Below are 19,449 nucleotides of genomic sequence, written 5' to 3' on the forward strand. Positions count from 1 at the left end.
AACAAGCGCGACCCTATGCTCACGCGAACGGCGCGTCGACTTCGCATTGCCTAGTTTCGGTAGCTCGGATCCTGTCGGTCTAGAACTCTCTTGATGCTCTGAAGGTGCATGCGCGCGCTTTCCGGGTCGCCATCGCGCATGAGCTTGGCGGTCTGTTGCGCAGTCTGCTGCGAAACCGGCAGAAGCTTCCGACCGGAACTCATTGCCTTGAGTTGGACTTCCGCGGCGCGCTCGAGGTAGTACAGGTCATCCCAGGCTTCCGCGATGTTTGGGCCACAGACCATGACGCCGTGGTTCTTCATGAACAGGATGTCATTGTCGCCGAGCGTGGCGGCGATGCGGTCACCTTCGGATTCGTCCAGTGCCAATCCGCCGTAGTTTTCGTCGACGGCGGTGCGTCCGTAGAATTTCAGCGCAGTTTGCCCGGCCCAGACCAACGGCTCACCTTCGATCATGCTGAGGGCTGTTGCGTTCGGCATGTGGGTGTGGAACGCGGCGCCGATGCGGGGGAGCATCTTGTGCAGCCGGGCGTGAATGTAGAAGGCCGTCGCCTCCGGCTCACCGTCTCCGGCAAGTACGTTTCCGGCGAAGTCGCAGATGAGCAGGCTGGAAGCGGTCGCCTCCTCGAACGCCCATCCCAATCGATTGACGATGAACAGGTCGGGATGGCCAGGCACGACGGCCGAGAAATGGTTGCAGATGCCTTCTTCGAGCCCGAGCTTTGCCGCGGCCCTCAAGCAGGCGGCTAGGTCCACCCTCGCTTCTCGAATCTCGGGCGTGTCGACATCGATATTGCGAAGATGCGTCTTGCCGTCTTTACCTATATTTAGTTCGTGAGCCATGCGGGCGCTCCTGATCACATCCAGCCATTTGCAGCAAAGATCCGGGGGACCTCGTCGAGTTTTGATACTGTCTTGACTGGAACGAAGTCGGGCAACGGCTTCCTACCTGTCCCGCGATCAACCCAAATGGCTCTGAAGCCGAGATTTCGTGCTGCCACCAGATCGAGGTGGGGGCTCGCGCAGATGTGCACGAGCTGTTCCTTTGTTGTCTCCAAGGTACCCCAGGCATACCGGAAGGTATCGCTACTCGGTTTGTACGCACCGGCTTGTTCGGCCGTAATCACTCTGTCGATCACTCCTCCAAGCTGTGCGACGTTGCCGGCGATGATTGCGTCGTCCGTGTTCGAAATGATGGCCAGCTTGAAGCCGCTTGCCTTGAGTTCCGACAGGGTTTGAACGACTTCGGGAAATGGCGGCATTCGGCCAATCGAGCTGGTCAGGATCTCGGCATCGTCTGGACTTGCACTGAGAGAGAAATCAGCCATCGCCAATGCCAGTGCGCGGGTGCTGACGTCCTTGAAGGAGCGATGAGGGCGTTCTTCTTCCAAGGCATGCTCATGCCGATCATAGACAGCAAGAAAAGCGTCGCGATCAACCGACGTGCCTTTGTTGGCAAGGATCTTGTCCATCGCTTCCAGCAGACCTTCATCCCATTGTATGAGGGTGCCGTAGCAATCGAATGTCAGCCACGTTGGTCGTTCGCCTGCAATTGTCATTTTGTCGCTCCAAGCCTCTATTGAAAAGTTGACATGCATCGAGGTAATTTGGAAATTAAATGACGAAATAGGCAGAAGTGGAAAATCAAATGGTCATAGGATTTGACTTGGACCTGCTACGGACCTTTGTCGCGGTCGTTGACGCCGGCGGCTTCACCAAGGCAGCGGGCCGGGTTCATTTGACCCAGTCGACGATCAGTCAGCAGATCAAGAAGCTGGAAAACAACCTGGGTCATCTCCTGTTGATCCGCGACCGGGCCACCGGCGGCGTGCGAACGACGGAACCAGGGGAGCTGTTGCTCGGCTATGCGCGCCGAATCCTTTCCATTTCGATGGAAGCGAACGAGGCGCTCGGAGCGCCGAACCTGACGCAAAGGACCGTTAGGCTCGGGGTGCCTGAGGATTTCGCGGGCCGTCCCATGATTGATCTGCTATCTGGATTTGCGCGACAATTCCCGACGACGCGTTTGGACACAGTCAGCGGCTGGAGCTTCGAACTTAGAAAATTGCTCGAGATGGGGGATCTGGATCTCGCACTCATCAAACGCGAGAAGGGTGACGGTCCCTGCATCGCCAAGTGGGACGAAGAGCTGCTTTGGGTCGGAAACAATCGGTTTCCCTCGCCTTCTGATCCCGTGCCACTGGTCGTTTTTCCGGCCGGGTGCGTTTATCGGGATCGGGCAATCAGCGCTATCGAGCGATCGGGAAGACATTGGCGTATCGCCTATACAAGCCAGGGCCTGATGGGAGTCCAGGCAGCGGTGTCATCCGGGCTGGGCATCAGCCTGCTTCCGGCCGACGCTGTCCTGACCGACCACCGTCAGCTTGGGCAGGCCGAGGGGTTCGATGCCGAGCCATGTTCGGAACTTGCCCTCATCAGTTTAGGGCGGACAATGGAGCCTGCCGTTAAAATGCTTGCGGAGTTTCTGGTTTCCAGCATCGACGGACTGCGTCGCGTTCAGGCAGCTGCATAGGCGAACGCCAGGCAAAGGCGAGGCGACCGCGCGCCGCAATGCGCGCAGTCGCCAACTTTCGAAGTGCAGCCGTCAGCGTGCCGCCCTGTCCAGCGACTGAAATTCGTCGTCGGACAACTCGATGTTGGCGGTAGCGACGTTCTCCTCGAGATGCTTCACTTTCGAAGTGCCCGGAATCGGCAGCATCACCCGGCTGCGCTTCAACACCCACGCAAGGGCTATCTGACTGGGCGTAGCGCCGTGGTTCTTTGCAACGACGTCGAGAATTGATCCCGGCTTTGTCAGTTCACCCGCGGCTAGTGGGAACCAGGGGATGAAGCCGATGCCATGGCGCTCGCAGTAATCCAGGACGTCCTCACTCGTCCTGTCGACGAGGTTATATCTGTTCTGGACGGTTGAAACCGGGAAAACCTTTGCGGCGGCTTCTATTTCGGCAACGGACACTTCGCTCAAACCGGCGTTCGCAATGACACCTTCATCCAGCAGGGCCTTAACCGCGCCAAACTGCTCCTCGCGAGGAACCCGCGGATCGATGCGATGCAACTGCCAGAGCGCAATCTGCTCGACACCAAGCTTCTTTAGGCTGCCGCGCGCCCGCTCGATCAGATATTCGGGCCGACCGTTCGGGGTCCACTGATCCGGTCCTTGCCGCGTCAGCCCGGCTTTCGTTGCGATCAGAAGCCCCTTGTATGGATGAAGGGCTTCCCGGATCAGTTCCTCAGAGACGTCTGGCCCATATGAATCTGCGGTGTCGATGAAATTGACACCCAATTCCGGCAGGCGGCCGAGAGTGCGCAAGGCTTCCGCACGGTCTGCTGGGGGTCCCCATATGCCTTTTCCGGTGATGCGCATCGCGCCAAAGCCCAGGCGATGCACGGTTGTACCACCAATTGTGAACGTTCCTGATCTTGCAGCGTTTGCAGTATTCTCTGGCATTGCCGGTTCCTTCCGATCTGGCTCTCAAGCGATTGTCCTGCGGCTAATCTAGGCATTCGACTTGTTACAGCAAGGCTTGAGCAAGGGCCTCCGACGTCGGCACGCCGAGGCACTGTCCGTCAGTGCGCCGGCCGGAGCCTATGCGGTTGCCCTCGCAGGTGCTGGCGGGAGCGTGGGAACGGCGTCCATCAGTGACTGGGTATAGGCGTCCTTCGGGTTCTCGAAGATGTCCCTGCGCGAGCCCGCTTCAACGATCTTGCCATGCCGCATGACCGCAACCTTGTGGCACATGCGTTCCACGACGGCCATGTCGTGCGAAATGAACAGATAAGCCAAGCCGTAAGCCTCCTGAAGCTCAAGCAGGAGATCGAGGACACGGGCGCGCACCGACACATCAAGCGCTGCAACGCTTTCGTCCGCGATGATTATACGGGGTTCGAGTGCCAGAGCCCGGGCGATGCAGATGCGCTGGCGCTGCCCGCCCGAAAACTCGTGCGGATAGCGTGTTGCCGTATCCGGTGCGAGCCCGACGCGGCGCAGCAACTCCTCGACCCGGTCCTGGCGCTCGGTCTTGTTGCCGATGCCGTGAATCAGCATAGGCTCCGCGATCGCTGGACCGATCGCCATGCGCGGATCCAGCGAAGCATAGGGGTCCTGGAAAATCATCTGTGCGGCGCGACGCACCGGCAACATGTCGCGCTGGCCCAGGCCTGCGATGTTACGACCGTCGATCACGACGTCGCCGGTGAAGGGGATGAGACCCAGCACGGCCTTTCCTGTCGTGGACTTGCCAGAGCCGCTCTCTCCGACCAGGCCGAGGGTCTCTCCTGGGCGAATGTCGAACGACACGTCGCTGACAGCCTTGACGGGCGGCGTACCTGCGAAGAAGCGGCCGCTTGGCGTGCCGTAGCTGACGTTCAGGCCGCTCACATTCATGACCGGCGCGCGGTCGGGACGCGGCACCGCGCCGGTTTGCGGGGTTACGCGCGGCGGTCCGTCGGTGCCGGCCATCGCGCCGAGACGGGGGACCGCCGCGAGCAGCTGCTGCGTATAGGTGTGGCTCGGCGTGTTGAAAATCGTCGCTGACCGGCCGGTCTCGACGATGCGGCCATGCTGCATGATGATCACGCGGTCTGCCATTTCGGCAACCACGCCCATGTCGTGGGTAATCAGGATGATCGAGGTCCCGAATTCGGACTTCAGCTCCCTCATCAGCTTCAGGATCTGGGCCTGCACGGTAACGTCGAGGGCAGTGGTCGGCTCGTCGGCAATCAGGACCTTGGGACGGCAAGAGAGCGCCATTGCGATCATGACCCGCTGGCGCATCCCCCCCGAGAGTTCATGTGGAAACTGCCTGAGACGGCGTGTGGGTTCGCTGATCTGTACCGCATCCAGCATTCGCAAGGCAACGGCCTCGGCCTGTTCGCTACCCTGGTGCTCCCGTATCGCTTCGGTCAGCTGTGCGCCGACGGACATGACCGGATTGAGCGATGTCATCGGCTCCTGAAAGACCATGGCGATATCGCCACCGCGCACGCTGCGCATCGCGCGGTTGGAGAGCGTCAGCAGGTCTCGATCCCCGAGAATGATGTTACCGCTTGCAACGCGAAGCGACGCCTTTGGCAGCAGCCCCATGATCGCAAGCGACGTTACGGACTTGCCGGACCCGGATTCGCCGGCAATGCACAGTGTTTCGCCGGCAGTCAGATCGAAACTGATGTCCCGAAGCACCGGTTTGCGTCCCTCGGGTGTCAGCGCATCGACAGCGAGGTTTCGAACGTCGAGAACGAGTGCGGCTGCGGCAGATGACATCACGCGAATACGATCCTGGGGAAGTAGAAGGAGACCACCCAGTTCGGCTGGTCGACGATCTCGCTGATGCGCAGGTCCCCGCAGACCGAGCAGAGCATATAGGCATCGACCGGGTTCAAGCCGTGCTCGACCGTCAGAAGGTCGATCATGCGCATGAGACTTTCGCGCGCCCCGGTCATCAGGTCGGGACCGATGCCTGTCGTTACCTCGTAGCCAGCGCCATCGAGATGGCGGGTGACAGGCTCGGTGGTGGTGAAGCGCGGCGTCTGCAGACGCGCATCCTTCACGAGCTCGATCGTCGCCTCGACGTTCATCTGGCTTTCGATGGCCGTGCCGCAGACCTCGCCGTCACCCTGGGCCGCATGGGTGTCGCCGATCGAGAACAGGGCGCCTTCCACTTCAACGGGGAGATAGAGTGTAACCCCCGCCGTCAGGTCGCGGATATCCATGTTGCCGCCGACGCGCCGGGGCGGGACGACGGAATGGGTGCCGGGCTCGGCAGGCGCCACGCCGATCGTGCCGGCGAAGGGCTTCAGGGGGACGCGACCGCCGGGACCGTAGAGGGCGGGAGCCATGCTGGTGGCATCATAGGACCAGACATGCAGTGCCGGATCCTTGAACTGATCAGCCAGAAGGCCGAAGCCGGGGATGTTGGCAGTCCAGCCATGGCCCGAAGGCTCGAAGCGTCGGATTGTCACCTTCAGCGCGTCACCGGGCTTGGCACCCTCGATGTAGACCGGTCCGGAGACCGGATTGATCTTGCCGAAGTCGAGATTGTTCAATGTATCAAGCGTCGCGTCGCGTCCAAGCTGGCCACCGGAGGAGTCGAGGCACTCAAAATGGATGGTCTCGCCCGGCTTGGCGACGACGGCAGGGACAAAATCCTTGTTCCAGCCGAAATTATGCTGGGCGCGGTGGATGGTGTGGGTGCAGGCAACGCACATGTCGTATCTCCCTGGAATTGTCAGCGCCTTCCCGGACCGTACCGGGAAGGCTTTGCCCTTATCGAGCTTATTGGTTCACGTAGATCGCGTCGTAGTTGATGACGCGGGTCGGATCGATGTAGACGTTGTCCGCGCCGCCCATGCGCAGCGACTTCGCAACAACGCGGCGTTCGTTGATGACCGGAACCCACGGCGCGTCGGCCATGATGTCGGTAAAGATCTTGCCCCAGGTGGCGATGCGCTCCGCAGACTTTGCCGGATCGGACATCGAGTCGGCCTCTACGGCACGCTTGTCGAGAGCTTCGTTGCAGTACCACGACCAGTTCCAGCCACCGGCGACTGCACCTGAGCATCCAAGGATCGGACCATAGAAATTCGATGGATCCGGAAAGTCGGCGATCCACGCCATGCCGCCCGACCAGATCATTGGCGCTTCACCTTCGGTGCCGCCGGCCGCGATGACGTTGGCCTGTGCAAGCGCACGAACCTCAGCCTTCACGCCGATGGCAGCCAAATCCTGCTGGATTGCCTGGGCGATACGTGGCTGCGGGTCTGTATTGGTCGAATAGAGGACTGTTTCGAAACCATCGGCCAATCCGGCCTCGGCGAGAAGCGCCTTGGCTTTGGCAACATCGAAGGCATAGCCGGTGAAGGACTTGTCATAGCCGGGCATCAACGGGGGAAGCGGCTGGTTTGCGGGAGTAGCACGACCATTCAGGATACGGCTGACGCGCTCCTTGTTAATCGCCATGTTAACCGCCTGGCGAACCTTGACGTTATCGAACGGCTTCACCTTGGTGTTGAGCGTGATGTAGCCTGTATGCAGCTGTTCGCCATCGACGATCATCTTGGGGCCGTCGGCTGAATTCTTGATCTCGAGAAATTTCGCCGGAGGAATCCCGTCGCCGGCAATATCGACTTCGCCCTTCTGCAGCCGCAACAAGGCTACCAGCGGTTCCTGGCCCACTTCGACCTTGAAGCTGTCGATGTGCGGAACGTCCTTTACGAAGTAATCCTTGTTGCGTTCGAAGACGAGCTGCTGGCCGATTGTCCAGTCCTTCAGGATGAAAGTACCGGAGCCGATTGGCTTCTTGCCGAAGTCGCCGCCCGCGGCTTCCACTGCTTCCTTCGGCACTACTGATGCGAAGTTGATTGCGAGCACATGCAGGAAGGTTGCGTCGGGCCGCGACAGATTGAAGACGACCGTCGATTCGTCAGGGGTTTCGATGCCGGAAAGCGTCGTCGCCTTGCCGCCAGTCACGTCCTCGAAGCCCTTGATGGCGCCAAAGAACCCGGCACCCGGACCTTGCGTCTTCGGATCGACGGCGCGCTCGATGGAATATTTCACGTCGGACGCAACGACTTCGCGCCCATTCGAGAACTTCACGCCTTTGCGTAGTTTGAACGTGTAGCTAAGCCCATCGGGCGAAACCGTGAAGCTCTCGGCAAGCGACGGCACGAGGTTCGGCGTACCCGGTTCGTAGTCCATGAGACGCGAGAACAGGCTCTTGATCATCGACCAGTTAACCCAGTCGTAGCCGATTGCCGGGTCGAGCGTCGTGATGTCGTCCTTGTAGGTGACGACAATGTCGCCGCCCTGCTTCGGCGTTTCCTGGGCCATCGTCGAAAGCGGCGCGAGCGCCACCATCGTCGCGAGTGTTGTTGTTTGAAGCAAGCGTTTGAACATACTGAGTTCCCCTTCTTTGGTTGCTGTCAACGAGTACGGATGCGTGGATCGATAAGCGGCGCGATGACGTCGGCGAGCAGATTGCCGATTACGATGGCGAGCGCCGAGACCAGCGTGACGCCCATGATGATAGGGATGTCGACTTGCTGGATCGCCTGCCAGGCAAGTTGGCCGATGCCGGGCCAGCCGTAGACCGCCTCGACCACAACCACGCCGCCCATGAACTGGCCGATGTCGATGCCGATCATGGCGATGATTGGCAGGATTGCGTTGGGCAGCGCGTGCCGGAAGATGATCCGCCGGGAGGACAACCCCTTGGCACGAGCGGTGCGAACATAGTCCTGATTGAGCACGTCGATCATCGCCGACCGCACCATGCGCGCATACCAGCCGGCGCCAAGAACGCCGAGGGTGGTGGCGGGCAGCACCACATGGGCGAAGCTGCCATAGCCGCTCATCGGAAACCAACCGAGCGTCACCGCAAAAACGTAGAGCAGAAGCAAGGCGACCACGAATTGTGGCGCGGAGACGCCGACGAACGATGCCATCATCACCAGCCGGTCGACTGCGCCGCCACGGCGCTCGGCAGCCAAGGTACCGAGCACCAGCCCGAGCGCGACTTCGACCAGAATTCCCGCCAGCATCAGCACCAGGGTTGCGGGGAGGCGTGCCACAATCAGTGTCCAAACCTCGGTCTTCTGGGCATAGGAACGCCCGAGATTTCCGGAAAGAAGATGGAGCAGGTAGCTCCAGAATTGCGCCAGCAGGGGTTGGTCAAGGCCGAGTTCGTGGCGAATACTGGCGACGGTTTGCGCCGTGGCGCTGCGCCCGGCGATCATGCGCGCCGGATCAGCCGGCAGTGCATAGAGCAGGACGAAAGTGATAGCCGCAACGCCGAGAAGAATGAGAGCTGCCTGGACGAGGCGGCGCAGGACGAGGAATGCCATCAGCCGCGTCCTCGCTGCGTCGGGTCGAGTATGTCGCGCAGTGCATCGCCGACGAGATTGAACGAGAGGGCAGTCAGCAGGATCACGGCGCCGGGGAAGAACACCAGCCACGGAGCCGCCTGGAAATAGCTTTGGCTCTCGAAGATGATGTTGCCCCACGATGGCTGTGGTGGCTGGACGCCGATGCCGAGGAACGAAAGCGTTGCCTCCAGCAGCACGGTTGTCGCGATGCCGAGCGTGCCCCATACAATGGCTGTCGGCATCAGGTGCGGCAGGATATGCACGAAGAGGATACGCCGGTGACCGGCCCCGAGCGACCGCTGCGCCATGATGAAGTCGCGCTCCACCAGGCCGCGGGTTTCCGTGTAGACGATACGGGCAACCTGCACCCAGTTGACGAGTGCAATGACCATCGCGACGATCCAAAGGCTCGGCCGAAGCAAGGCTGCAAGTACGATCGCGAGAAGCAACGCCGGGAACGCCATCATTAGATCGGTAAAGCGCATCAACAGGTTGCCGACGAAGCCGCGAAGGTAGCCGGCGAGGATGCCGATCAGCAGGCCGATAGTGACGGCGATGCCGTTCGCGACAAGGCCGATAATGAGCGACGTGCGGGCGCCAAAGAGCAGGCGAGAGAGGAGGTCGCGTCCCAGCGTGTCGGTGCCCAGCAGAAATTGGCCGCCCGGCGGCAATGGCGCACCTTCGAGTGTGAGGCCGTCGAACATCTGCTCATCAGGATTGAAGGGAGCGATCCACGGAGCGGCAATCGCCGTGACAATAACGAGCAGAACCACGACGAGACCGAAAAGTGCGGCGGGCTGTCGCAACAAGTCTTTGAAAACACGCATCAACCGGCCTCCGGAAGCGGTTCGGCCCCGCCTAGGACGAAAGCTGCGATCTGCTCCATCGGTAGCCGCCTGCGCATGGCGCAATCCCGAAGGATCGCATAGGCGCGCTCCTCGTCTATGCCGCGAACGGTCATCAATTTCTCCACTGCGGCATAAACGAGCGGACGAAGCCGCACTCGCTCTTCGAGATATTGCAAGCGCTCTGCGAGGGCTTTGCGCTCCTGATGGATCGACACGGCCACGACGAGCGCCGGATAAACGGCCGACGCGGCAATCGGCTTGGCAATGATTGCGCCGGCGCCTTGCTCCAGGGCCCACGCAATGCGGCCGGGTGCTTCCGAACCGAGCAGCGCGACCACAGGGCAATTCGGCGTCGTGCCGCGCCAGGGGAGCAGGTTGTCCCAGCCCTGATCTGCATCGACGATGACGAGATCAGGAATTTCGGCTGCCGACAGCGTCGACCATTGCTGTTTGGTATCCATTCCAAGCAGCCGGAGCTGGCGGTTCAGACGTTCCGTGTTACCGTCCTGACGATGCAGGATAGTGGCTCGCCAGCCGGCAAAACTGGGTGTTTCTCTCATGACACGACCCGCAATTTCGTCACAGCCGGCTTGTTGCGGCGGGTCAGGTAGGGATCGGCTGCCAGCGGCGGGCGAGAGGCGACGATATCGAAGCCGTTCTGTGCATTGATGCGGCCGAGATGAAAGGGCAATGCCGCATGATTGGTCTCCCGGTCTATGACAAGCGAGCCGAACAGCGTCGCCCAGGAGGTGGCGTGGAGCTCGCGCTTGACGGCAACGGGATCGTCGCTGCCGGCTGCAACGATTGCATCGGCGCAAAGCCTGGTAGCGGTATATGCGCTTGCGAAGACGCTTGAGATGCGGCGGTCCGCACCATGCCGGGCAGCAACCCGCGTCTTGAAGGCTAAATTGCTCGGCGTCGAGAGAGTGTCGAAATAGGAAGCCGCGCAAAGCTGGCCGATCGCCGAACCTGCCGGGATATGGTCCAGTTCGCATTCCATCAGATCGCAACTGACGACCGGGCAGTTTTCCGCCCGGAATGCCGGATCTCGATCGGCAAGCGCTTTGATTGCCGCGAGGAACGCATAGCTCGATGGGCCGATAAGGTTGTTCAGGATGAAGCTTGGTCGGCGCTGCTCGATATCGGAAACAATCCGCTCGACGTCGGTTTCCTCGAGCGGGAGGTAGCGTTCGCCGAGAACCTCGCCATCGACGTTGGCGACAAGCTCACGCGCCAAGCGGTTCATTTCCCATCCCCAGACATAATTGGCGCCGACGAGATAGGGTCGCTTGCCGAATCTGGGGATCAGGTGCTCGAAGAGCGGAATGAGGTGCTGGTTGGGGCAGCCCCCCACGTAGATGACGTTCTCGTTCGCCTCGAAACCCTCGTAGGGGCACATGTACCAGAGGAGCCCGTCGTGCTTCTCCACGAGTGGCATGACCTCTTTGCGCGCGGCCGAAGTGATTGTCCCGATGATATGATGACATCCCGCGCGAAGCAGCTGGCGTGCACCGTCAAGGTAAGCGGAAAGATCGGCATGCGGATCAAAAAAGATGGGCTCTATCGCGATGCCGCCGGCGCCGGCAAGCTCTTCGAGGGCGAAGTGGGTGCCGTCGCGCGCATCGCGACCCATCGCACCGTATGGTCCTGTCGTTGAAAAGAGAACACCGATCTTCAACGTATCATTCCTTCAAACACAAAAAACCCACGACGCGGGTTCCGTCTGGGACGGAGCGTCATGGGGCGAAACTGCCCAGCGACTATCGAAGTCATGTAATTCGCAGCGGCGCATTGCCTAATCTGCAGGCCTGCATAAAAGGCAGGCAACCAGGGTTTGTCAAGGCCGTCGGTAGGATGATCTTGGAATGAGTAACCGGGTGCGCGTTTAAGCGCGCAGCTTGCGCTTCTTGGAATGAATGTCAGAGCACGTCCGTGCGAAAAGCGCAAAGGTGCTGGCCAAGTCGTCGCATCGGCCTCATCATTGGAGTGTCGGGTCGATCACCGAACCTCTGCGGCGCTCGCAAGGCCTACCAAATTGCCTGGACGGCATCTGGACGTCCTCGGCTGTCATACTATTTGCTGAAAAAACGGAGGCATTGGAACCATGAGTTCAGCCAAGCTATTCTCGCCGATCAACGTTGCTGGTCTCGAACTGACGAACCGGATCGTCATAGCGCCGATGTGCCAGTATTCTGCCAAGGACGGCATGATGAGCGACTGGCATCTTATCCACCTTGGCAACCTTGCCTTGTCAGGAGCAGGACTGCTGACGATAGAAGCAACCGCCGTTACGCCTGAGGGGCGGATCACCTACGCCGACGTCGGACTTTACTCCGACGAATGCGAGGCTGCGATCGGGCGGACACTTGAGTCCGTCAGGCGGTGGTCCGACATGCCAATCTCTATTCAGCTCGCGCATGCGGGCCGCAAGGCTTCCACCGAAGTGCCCTGGAAAGGCGGCGGGCAAATTTCGCCTGGACAGTCCGGTGGCTGGCAAACGGAAGCCCCGTCTGTGACGCCTTTCCTAAATGCTTACGTGCCGCCGGTGGCACTGGATCGCGATGGTTTGAAACGGATTCGCGAGGCCTTCGCGAATGCGGCTCGCCGTGCTGCCAGGCTTCAGATCGATGCGGTCCAGGTCCATGCTGCACATGGCTATCTGCTTCATCAGTTCCTGTCGCCGCTGTCCAATCAACGCACGGACGAATATGGTGGCTCGCTCGAAAACCGGATGCGTTTTCCTCTCGAGGTCTTTGACGCGGTTCGCGCTGCGTTCACACCCGACCAACCGGTCACCATGCGGGTTTCGGCAAGTGATTGGGTCAAAGGCGGGTGGGATGTCAATCAGACGGTGACTTTTGCCTTGGAACTCGAAAAGAGGGGCTGCAACGCCATTCACGTTTCGAGCGGAGGCCTTTCCTCGGAACAGCAGATTGCTGTCGGTCCCAGCTACCAGGTACCATTCGCGCGCGCAGTGAAGGCGGCAACCGGCATGCCCGTCGTGGCCGTCGGCCTTATTACCGAATTCGAGCAGGCTGAGGCGGTCATCAGCACGGGCGATGCGGATATGATCGCACTGGCGCGGGCCATCTTATATGATCCACGCTGGCCATGGCACGCGGCCGCACATTTTGGAGCTCAGGTCGTTGCGCCGAACCAATATCTTCGGTGTCAGCCGCGCCAATTTCGCGAATTGTTCCGAGCTTCGACGGGGGAACGCAGTTAGCCTCGGAGGCGCACTGAAACGTTTTGGTGGCCTTCGCCGGGGGCCGGTCACATCAAGCATATCCCGCGCCCGTCGCCGACCGCACCGAATCGATGCCGTCCGCGTCGGGTTGCCGTTCGCAAAATATCAGAAATCATGGATATGATGGCGAGGCGCGTGATTCGGGGGAGGCGGGCGTGGCGAAAGCCGGAACGAAACAACTGCTGAGCCAAATACCGGGTGGGGGGATGGCGCTATGGCGACGAGCTACCAGCAGCATTCGCAACGCCCGTCCGGAAGTGAAGTTCATTCTGATTGCGTCGTTGGTTGTCCTGACGCTTATGTTCGTGCTCGGCCTATGGACGACGAAAAGCATCGAAAAAGCCATTATGAAGGGTGCCGGCGGCGTTGGCGCTGCCTATCTGCAAACCTTTGTTGAACCTCTGATCTCGGAGACCGACGTTCGCGAGAAGGTCGTGTCGCCTGAATTGAAAGCGAAGCTCGACCAATTGCTCGGCGACAGCCCCTTGGGACAGCACGTCCGCGAGATCAAGATCTGGAATAGAAACGGTGGCCTTTTCTACTCGACAGCCGGTCGAACCGTCGACAAGGAGGAGGTCTTCGACGAACTGAAGCGTGCCTTGAATGGCGAGGTGGTCGTCTCCCGGACGGAAACGGACAGGCACGTGTATTCCGGTGAGGAACGGCGCGCCCAATACATAGAAGTGTACGCGCCGCTTGTGCGCGATGCGCGGGGCAAGACCATTCTCGTCGGCGAGTTCTACGAACGGCCCGACTATCTCCTTGCCGAGATATCAGGCGCCTGGCGGTCGACATTGATGATTGTACTGCTGGTTTCCGTTCCGATGCTCGCGCTCCTCTATATGATCGTGCGCAGTGGAAGCCGCCTCATCGACGACCAGCACACGGCAATCCGTTCAAGCCTTCGCCACGCACTGGAACTGTCTAACCAGAACAGGCAACTTCGACTTGAGGCCGAAAGCGCCAGGCTCGAATCCGGCAAACTGAACGAAAAAATACTCGACCAGATTGGCAGCGATTTGCATGATGGGCCGATACAGGTGCTGACCCTAGTGAAGCTTCGACTCAGCGACATGCGGCCGCAAACCGGAAGCAATTCCATCACGGTTGCCGTCGACAGCATGGCGAAGCTACTTCAATTCGTGACCGTTGTGCTGGACGACATCAGGAATATCTCATCTGGTCTCATACTACCCGAACTCGATGACCTTTCCCTGAACGAGACCATCCTGCTGGCAGTTCGTCGCCATACGGACCTCACCGGCAACCATGTGGCAATTAAGGGAAAGGTCGATGTCAATCCCAGCAAAGGCCATCTGAACATCTGCGTGTATCGGTTCATTCAGGAAGCACTGATGAATGCCTATCGTCACGCACCCGGAAATGTGCAGCAGCTGAGATACGGAACGCGGCGAAACCGGATCGCGATCGCGATCGCCGACGTAGGCACGCCGCCGAGAGCGCAAGCCATGGTGGAGAAGGACAGGGTCCGTCTCGGCCAACTCATGCAAAGGCGGCGCATACGCGCTTTTGGCGGCAAAATTCGTACAGTTCGCCGCGGGAATGGGACGCTTGTGATCGTCGTCCTCCCTCTTGGCTGAATCCCGACGATGCTTTGTATCAAAGCGAAAGTATCAGCTCTGCGAAGGCATTTGCCCTAGTTTTCATGCGCTCACAATGTAGTATAAATAGTAAAAAACAGATACTAAACCTTAAATAGTTAAATCATACATCGATTTATAAAATATGATTTTCATAAATCGGGTCGCATCTGGAAAAATATATGTATTTGTTCGGAAGAAATTCGAAATATCGCCAACATAACGGAAGGTGTTCGGCGTAGATATTCAGGAATACGTAATAAGGCGTATTGGAAGGCTAATTGTTGCGCACGTTTATCTTATGCTAACTATACGGCAGGGTTGAGGGTGTGAATTATGACCATGCCAGTGGAACAGAGCTGGGGCTCGCACCTTTCGGTCAGAAGTGACCGAAAATGGTTCGGACTTAACAGCATTGCGATCACATATATCGCTGCGATTTCCGACTTTCTGATGCTGCTTGCAGCAACTGCGGCCGGCTATGCACTTTATGAGCCCATTGTTTTCGGGGCATTTGCCGACCCGTCCCTCTACATTGGTGTAGGGCTTCTCGTCGCAACGATCTTCGTCCTGGCAATGGGCGGCGTCCATGCTTACCGTCCCGCTCAAATCCTTGCATTTCGCCATCAACTGCTCCTGATCGTCACCCTTCTGCCGGCAGCCCTGTTGTTTCTTCTCGCTGTCGCGTTTTTCCTAAAGCTCGACATGACGATTTCACGCGGGGCAATCCTTTCAATAGCGATGCTGTCTGCCGCCGGGCTGATCGGTCTGCGGCTTATGTGGTACAGTCACTTGAAGAAGGCGATCGCGCGGGCGTCGTTCCCCACTCGTCGCGTCTTGCTTGTCTGCCCAAATGCGATGCGGACCGAAGCCATCGTTCAAAAGGCAGCGATGAGCGGGTTGTCTGTCACTTACACCATGCGGGTTTCAGACACTTTGGCTCCATCGAACGAAGCGTTCGAGCGGCACGGCATTGCCGATGTGGACGAGGTCATCGTCGCCTGGAGCGATTACGGAAACCTGCCCGCGCTTGATAAGTGCCTTTGCGCCCTGCGGCAGTTCTGCGTCCCGGTAAGCGTCATGTTCGACGGATTGATCGGCGATATCGTCGAGGGCTACACGCAGACGGTGGGTGAAAGACGTGCATTTCTGACGCATAGGCCACCGCTCGACCTTTATGAACGCGCCCTCAAGAGGGCGTTCGACATCGGCTTCTCGATCGTTGCCCTGATCGTCATGTTCCCCATCTGCCTGGCAGTGGCGATTGCAATCAAGCTGGACAGCCGCGGTCCGGTCTTCTTTGTCCAATCGCGCAAAGGCTACAGCGGCCGCGCCTTCCGCATACTGAAGTTTCGCAGCATGACTGTCATGGAGGACGCCGCCTTCATCCGTCAGGCGACCCGCAATGATCCGCGAGTGACGCGCGTCGGCGCATTTATCCGCTCCACGAGCCTGGACGAATTGCCGCAATTCTGGAACGTGCTGCGTGGCGATATGTCGGTCGTGGGGCCTCGCCCGCATGCACTGGCCCATGATGACCTCTATGGCGCACTTATCGCGCAGTACGCATCGCGCAGGCATGTCAAACCCGGCCTGACTGGCTGGGCCCAGATCAGTGGTTACAGGGGTGAGACGCCAACAGTCGAAAAGATGGCAGGGCGCGTTCACCACGACATTTGGTACATCAATAACTGGTCGCTCTGGCTTGACCTGAAGATTGTCTTGCTGACGACCATAAGCATGTTGGATCGCAGAAACGTATACTAGGACTTCATCTCTGGTTTAGTGTTTGCGTTGGTTGGAGAGGTGACGTCGCTGGAAATAGTTGACGTGCTGCTCATCGAGCCGACCGTCTTTGGCGATGACCGGGGCTTCTTCTTCGAGAGCTTCAATCAGGCCCAGTTCGATGCGGTTGTCGGTCGCAACGTTTCGTTCGTGCAGGACAACCATTCCAAGTCGGCCAAAGGCGTCCTGAGGGGACTTCATTACCAGATCCGGGAACCGCAGGGGAAACTGGTGCGGGTCGTCGAGGGAGAGGTTTTCGACGTTGCCGTCGACATGCGCCGGGCGTCGCCCACTTTCGGCAAATGGGTCGGTGAGGTTCTTTCCGCCGAGAGCAAGCGGCAGCTCTGGATTCCACCGGGCTTTGCCCACGGGTTTCTCGTCCTTTCGGATTCTGCTCAATTTCTCTACAAGACGACCGATTTCTATTCGCCCGAAAACGAACGTGCCGTCATCTGGAATGACGCGACCCTGGATATTCGCTGGCCAATCAACGGCATGCCGATCCTTTCAGCGAAGGATGCCGTTGCACCGTCCCTGGACAGGGCGGAGGTATTCGCCGCCGCCACGGACTTCTAGCGACTAGTCCTGGCAACTTTCGACATGTTCCAGGTGAGATTCGGCACTGCCAGTCAAACGGCATGTGTGTCGAGCGCTGCAGCCCTCATCCGCTCTCCACTTTAGACGCTTTCCGGAAACGTTTTAGTGTGGCAGATAGGGAGGCACAGCGTTCGATCGGGAGGAAGATTGTCGCAGATGAAGGGAATTCGCCAGCTTGCCAGGCACCTCGACATTTCGATCGGGACTGTTTCGCGTGCGTTGAACGGCAAGCCCGACGTCAACGAGGAGACGCGCAAGCGTGTGCTCGCCGCGGCCGAAGAACTCGGCTACGTGGCAAACCAATCCGGGCGCAGCCTTCGGCAGGGTACGACCAATGTGATCGGGCTGATGATCGAATCCACCAAGGAAACGGTCGAGAACAGCGACAACTTCTTCCTGGGCGTTACTGGCGGGCTGCAGAGCGTCCTGGCGCGCCACAAGCTCGACCTGATCATGCTGCCGTGCCCGAATGACGAGGATCCCCATGAATATCTGAAGCGCATGGTGGCGCGCCGCGTCGTCGATGCCTTGATCATCTCGGCCACCCAACGTGTCGATAAGCGCATCGATCTTCTCGTGAAGGCAAAGATTCCGTTCGTGGCGCTGGGACGCAGCTCCTCTGGCGGCAGCTATACATGGATCGACCTTGACTTTGAGGGTGTTGCCGCTTCCGCCGTCGATCGCCTGGTTTCAAAGGGCCATCGGCGCATCGCCATTGCCGCGCCGTCAAACGATATCAATCTCGGCTATATCTTCGTCGATGCCTATCAACGGTCGCTGGAACGGCATGGCATCGCATATGATCCGTCTCTCGTGATCCGCGTCAAATCGAGCGAGCAGGGCGGCTATCAAGCCGGCCACGAAATGCTCCGGCTCGATGGCAAGCCGACGGCAATCATCCTGATCTACGAACTGATGGCGATCGGATTTTACCGCCGATTGACCGAAGCCGGCGTCGTACCCGGCCGCGATGTCGCCGTTATCGGCTTCCGCGAGGAACCGCGTGGGAAATTTCTGCAGCCGTCTCTCACCTGCTTTCGCATGTCGCTGCGTGATCTCGGTGTGGAACTTGCCGAAACGCTGCTCGCGACGATGCCTGCCTATTCGGAGCACTATCCCAAGGGGGTGCACAACACCATCTGGCCGCTCGAACTCGTCCCCGGCGAGAGCGATGCCTTCACTCTCGCGAACTGATTGGAAAGCGTCCAATGCAACCCCGTGACTTCCTTACGAGCCTGTTCAACGCCGCGGTCCTCGCCGCAGATCCGCTGACAGGAATCACGGCACATCTTCCCGAAAAACCAAAGGGCAAGACAGTGGTCGTCGGCGCCGGCAAGGGGGCCGCGCAGATGGCGCGCGCGCTCGAAAGTGTCTGGGACGGCCCGTTGGAAGGCGTTGTCGTCACGCGCTACGGCTACGGTTGCGACACGCAGGGCATCGAAATTATCGAGGCCTCACATCCGGTGCCGGATCGTTCCGGGTTGGCCGCCGCCGAGCGGTTGATGCAGACGGTGCGCGATCTGACCGCGGACGACCTCGTGATCGCTCTCGTCTGCGGCGGGGGTTCGGCCCTGCTTCCGGCTCCTCCACACGGTTTGACGCTGGAGGACGAGATTGCATTGAACGAGGCGTTGCTTGCCTCGGGAGCGCCGATTTCGCTTATGAACGTCGTGCGCAAGCATCTATCGACCATCAAGGGCGGGCGGTTGGCTGCGGCAACGAAAGCGCGCGTTGTCAGCCTCATCGTTTCCGATATTCCCGGTGACAATCCGGCCCATGTTTCGTCGGGGCCGACGGTTCCGGACCGCTCGACGCGACATGATGCACTGGCAATCATCAAGCAGTATGGTTTGGAGCTGCCGCAAGCGGCCCTCGATCATCTTGCCTCGCCGGCGGCTGATGCGCCGAACCCCGATGATCCGGTCTTCGCACGCCACGCTTGTCACATTGTTGCTTCTGCTGGCGTCTCGCTGGAGGCCGCAGCCGCTCTCGCGATGTCGCAAGGAATCGCGCCCGCTATCCTCTCTGATTCCATTGAGGGCGAGTCACGCGATGTCGCTCTGGTGCACGCTGCCATCGCTCGGGAAGTGCTTGGCAAGAACAGGCCATTCGCCAAACCGGTCGTCATTCTCTCCGGCGGCGAGACGACCGTGACCTTGCGGGGCAGGGGGGGCAGGGGCGGCCGAAACGGTGAGTTTGCACTTGCCATGGCACTCGCGATCGAGGGACATGACCTGCACCTGCTTGCGGCCGATACCGATGGAATCGATGGCTCGGAGGACAATGCCGGCGCCTTCGTGGACGGCGAAACGACAAAGCGACTGCGGGCCGCAGGCCATGATCCCCGGCGCTTGCTCGACGGCAATGACAGCTACAGCGGGTTCTCCGCGACCGGCGATCTGTTCGAGACGGGCCCGACCGGCACGAATGTCAACGACTTCCGTGCCATCCTGATTCGTTGAAGCCCGTTCTCGGTACCCGCCGCCAAACCA

17 protein-coding genes are annotated in these 19,449 nt (G+C 59.6%); 7 read left to right on the forward strand and 10 right to left on the reverse strand.

The window, feature by feature from the left end; genetic code table 11:
• Window positions 1-50: 50 nt before the first annotated feature.
• A complete protein-coding gene (locus ASC90_RS18540; protein WP_056543249.1) occupies window positions 51-842 on the reverse strand; it encodes an aldolase in 792 nt (263 codons plus the stop codon).
• Window positions 843-856: 14 nt separating this feature from the next.
• Window positions 857-1,558 (reverse strand): haloacid dehalogenase type II, encoded by a 702-nt coding sequence (locus ASC90_RS18545; protein WP_056543251.1) that lies wholly within the window; start codon window positions 1,556-1,558, stop codon window positions 857-859.
• A gap of 89 nt (window positions 1,559-1,647) precedes the next feature.
• Here ASC90_RS18545 and ASC90_RS18550 point away from each other — a divergent pair, with 89 nt between their 5' ends.
• The gene (locus tag ASC90_RS18550; RefSeq protein ID WP_056543253.1) at window positions 1,648-2,532 is read left to right on the forward strand and encodes a LysR substrate-binding domain-containing protein; all 885 of its coding nucleotides are present in this window, start codon (window positions 1,648-1,650) and stop codon (window positions 2,530-2,532) included.
• Between the two features lie 72 nt (window positions 2,533-2,604).
• On the opposite strand, the gene ASC90_RS18555 is transcribed toward ASC90_RS18550, so the two are convergent.
• The 8 genes from ASC90_RS18555 to ASC90_RS18590 all read right to left on the reverse strand — a co-directional run bounded on the left by ASC90_RS18555 (window position 2,605) and on the right by ASC90_RS18590 (window position 11,405).
• Window positions 2,605-3,468 (reverse strand): aldo/keto reductase, encoded by an 864-nt coding sequence (locus tag ASC90_RS18555; protein WP_056543255.1) that lies wholly within the window; start codon window positions 3,466-3,468, stop codon window positions 2,605-2,607.
• A 138-nt stretch (window positions 3,469-3,606) separates the two neighbouring features.
• A complete protein-coding gene (locus ASC90_RS18560) occupies window positions 3,607-5,280 on the reverse strand; it encodes an ABC transporter ATP-binding protein (protein ID WP_056543257.1) in 1,674 nt (557 codons plus the stop codon).
• On the reverse strand, window positions 5,280-6,224 hold the full coding sequence (locus ASC90_RS18565) for an acetamidase/formamidase family protein (RefSeq protein WP_056543262.1): 945 nt from the start codon (window positions 6,222-6,224) through the stop codon (window positions 5,280-5,282). The genes ASC90_RS18560 and ASC90_RS18565 overlap by 1 nt, the downstream gene beginning before the upstream one ends.
• 67 nt (window positions 6,225-6,291) lie before the next feature.
• Window positions 6,292-7,911 (reverse strand): ABC transporter substrate-binding protein, encoded by a 1,620-nt coding sequence (locus ASC90_RS18570; protein ID WP_056543264.1) that lies wholly within the window; start codon window positions 7,909-7,911, stop codon window positions 6,292-6,294.
• Between the two features lie 26 nt (window positions 7,912-7,937).
• Window positions 7,938-8,858 (reverse strand): ABC transporter permease, encoded by a 921-nt coding sequence (locus ASC90_RS18575; protein WP_056543266.1) that lies wholly within the window; start codon window positions 8,856-8,858, stop codon window positions 7,938-7,940.
• Window positions 8,858-9,706: an ABC transporter permease gene (locus ASC90_RS18580; protein ID WP_056543268.1), complete on the reverse strand. Its 849-nt coding sequence runs from the start codon at window positions 9,704-9,706 to the stop codon at window positions 8,858-8,860. The genes ASC90_RS18575 and ASC90_RS18580 overlap by 1 nt, the downstream gene beginning before the upstream one ends.
• Window positions 9,706-10,287 carry an ANTAR domain-containing protein gene (locus ASC90_RS18585; RefSeq protein WP_056543271.1) on the reverse strand — a complete coding sequence of 194 codons (582 nt, stop codon included), beginning with the start codon at window positions 10,285-10,287 and terminating at the stop codon, window positions 9,706-9,708. The genes ASC90_RS18580 and ASC90_RS18585 overlap by 1 nt, the downstream gene beginning before the upstream one ends.
• On the reverse strand, window positions 10,284-11,405 hold the full coding sequence (locus ASC90_RS18590) for a transporter substrate-binding protein (protein ID WP_082519979.1): 1,122 nt from the start codon (window positions 11,403-11,405) through the stop codon (window positions 10,284-10,286). Before ASC90_RS18590 ends, ASC90_RS18585 begins: the two co-directional genes overlap by 4 nt.
• A 426-nt stretch (window positions 11,406-11,831) precedes the next feature.
• Between ASC90_RS18590 and ASC90_RS18595 the strand changes: the two genes are divergently transcribed.
• The 6 genes from ASC90_RS18595 (at window position 11,832) to ASC90_RS18620 (ending at window position 19,419) form a co-directional block, all read left to right on the forward strand.
• Window positions 11,832-12,953: an NADH:flavin oxidoreductase/NADH oxidase gene (locus ASC90_RS18595; protein WP_056543274.1), complete on the forward strand. Its 1,122-nt coding sequence runs from the start codon at window positions 11,832-11,834 to the stop codon at window positions 12,951-12,953.
• Between the two features lie 176 nt (window positions 12,954-13,129).
• Window positions 13,130-14,575 (forward strand): ATP-binding protein, encoded by a 1,446-nt coding sequence (locus ASC90_RS18600; protein WP_244480417.1) that lies wholly within the window; start codon window positions 13,130-13,132, stop codon window positions 14,573-14,575.
• Between the two features lie 336 nt (window positions 14,576-14,911).
• The gene (locus ASC90_RS18605) at window positions 14,912-16,342 is read left to right on the forward strand and encodes an exopolysaccharide biosynthesis polyprenyl glycosylphosphotransferase (protein ID WP_056543276.1); all 1,431 of its coding nucleotides are present in this window, start codon (window positions 14,912-14,914) and stop codon (window positions 16,340-16,342) included.
• 39 nt (window positions 16,343-16,381) lie between these two features.
• Window positions 16,382-16,936: a dTDP-4-dehydrorhamnose 3,5-epimerase gene (gene rfbC, locus ASC90_RS18610; protein ID WP_200950922.1), complete on the forward strand. Its 555-nt coding sequence runs from the start codon at window positions 16,382-16,384 to the stop codon at window positions 16,934-16,936.
• 177 nt (window positions 16,937-17,113) lie between these two features.
• Entirely contained in the window at window positions 17,114-18,151 is a 1,038-nt protein-coding gene (locus ASC90_RS18615; protein ID WP_056543278.1) for a substrate-binding domain-containing protein, read from the forward strand.
• 14 nt (window positions 18,152-18,165) lie between these two features.
• Window positions 18,166-19,419: a glycerate kinase gene (locus ASC90_RS18620; RefSeq protein ID WP_056543280.1), complete on the forward strand. Its 1,254-nt coding sequence runs from the start codon at window positions 18,166-18,168 to the stop codon at window positions 19,417-19,419.
• Window positions 19,420-19,449 lie beyond the last annotated feature (30 nt).

Source organism: Rhizobium sp. Root1220, from assembly GCF_001426265.1.
In the GTDB taxonomy this organism is placed as follows: domain Bacteria; phylum Pseudomonadota; class Alphaproteobacteria; order Rhizobiales; family Rhizobiaceae; genus Rhizobium.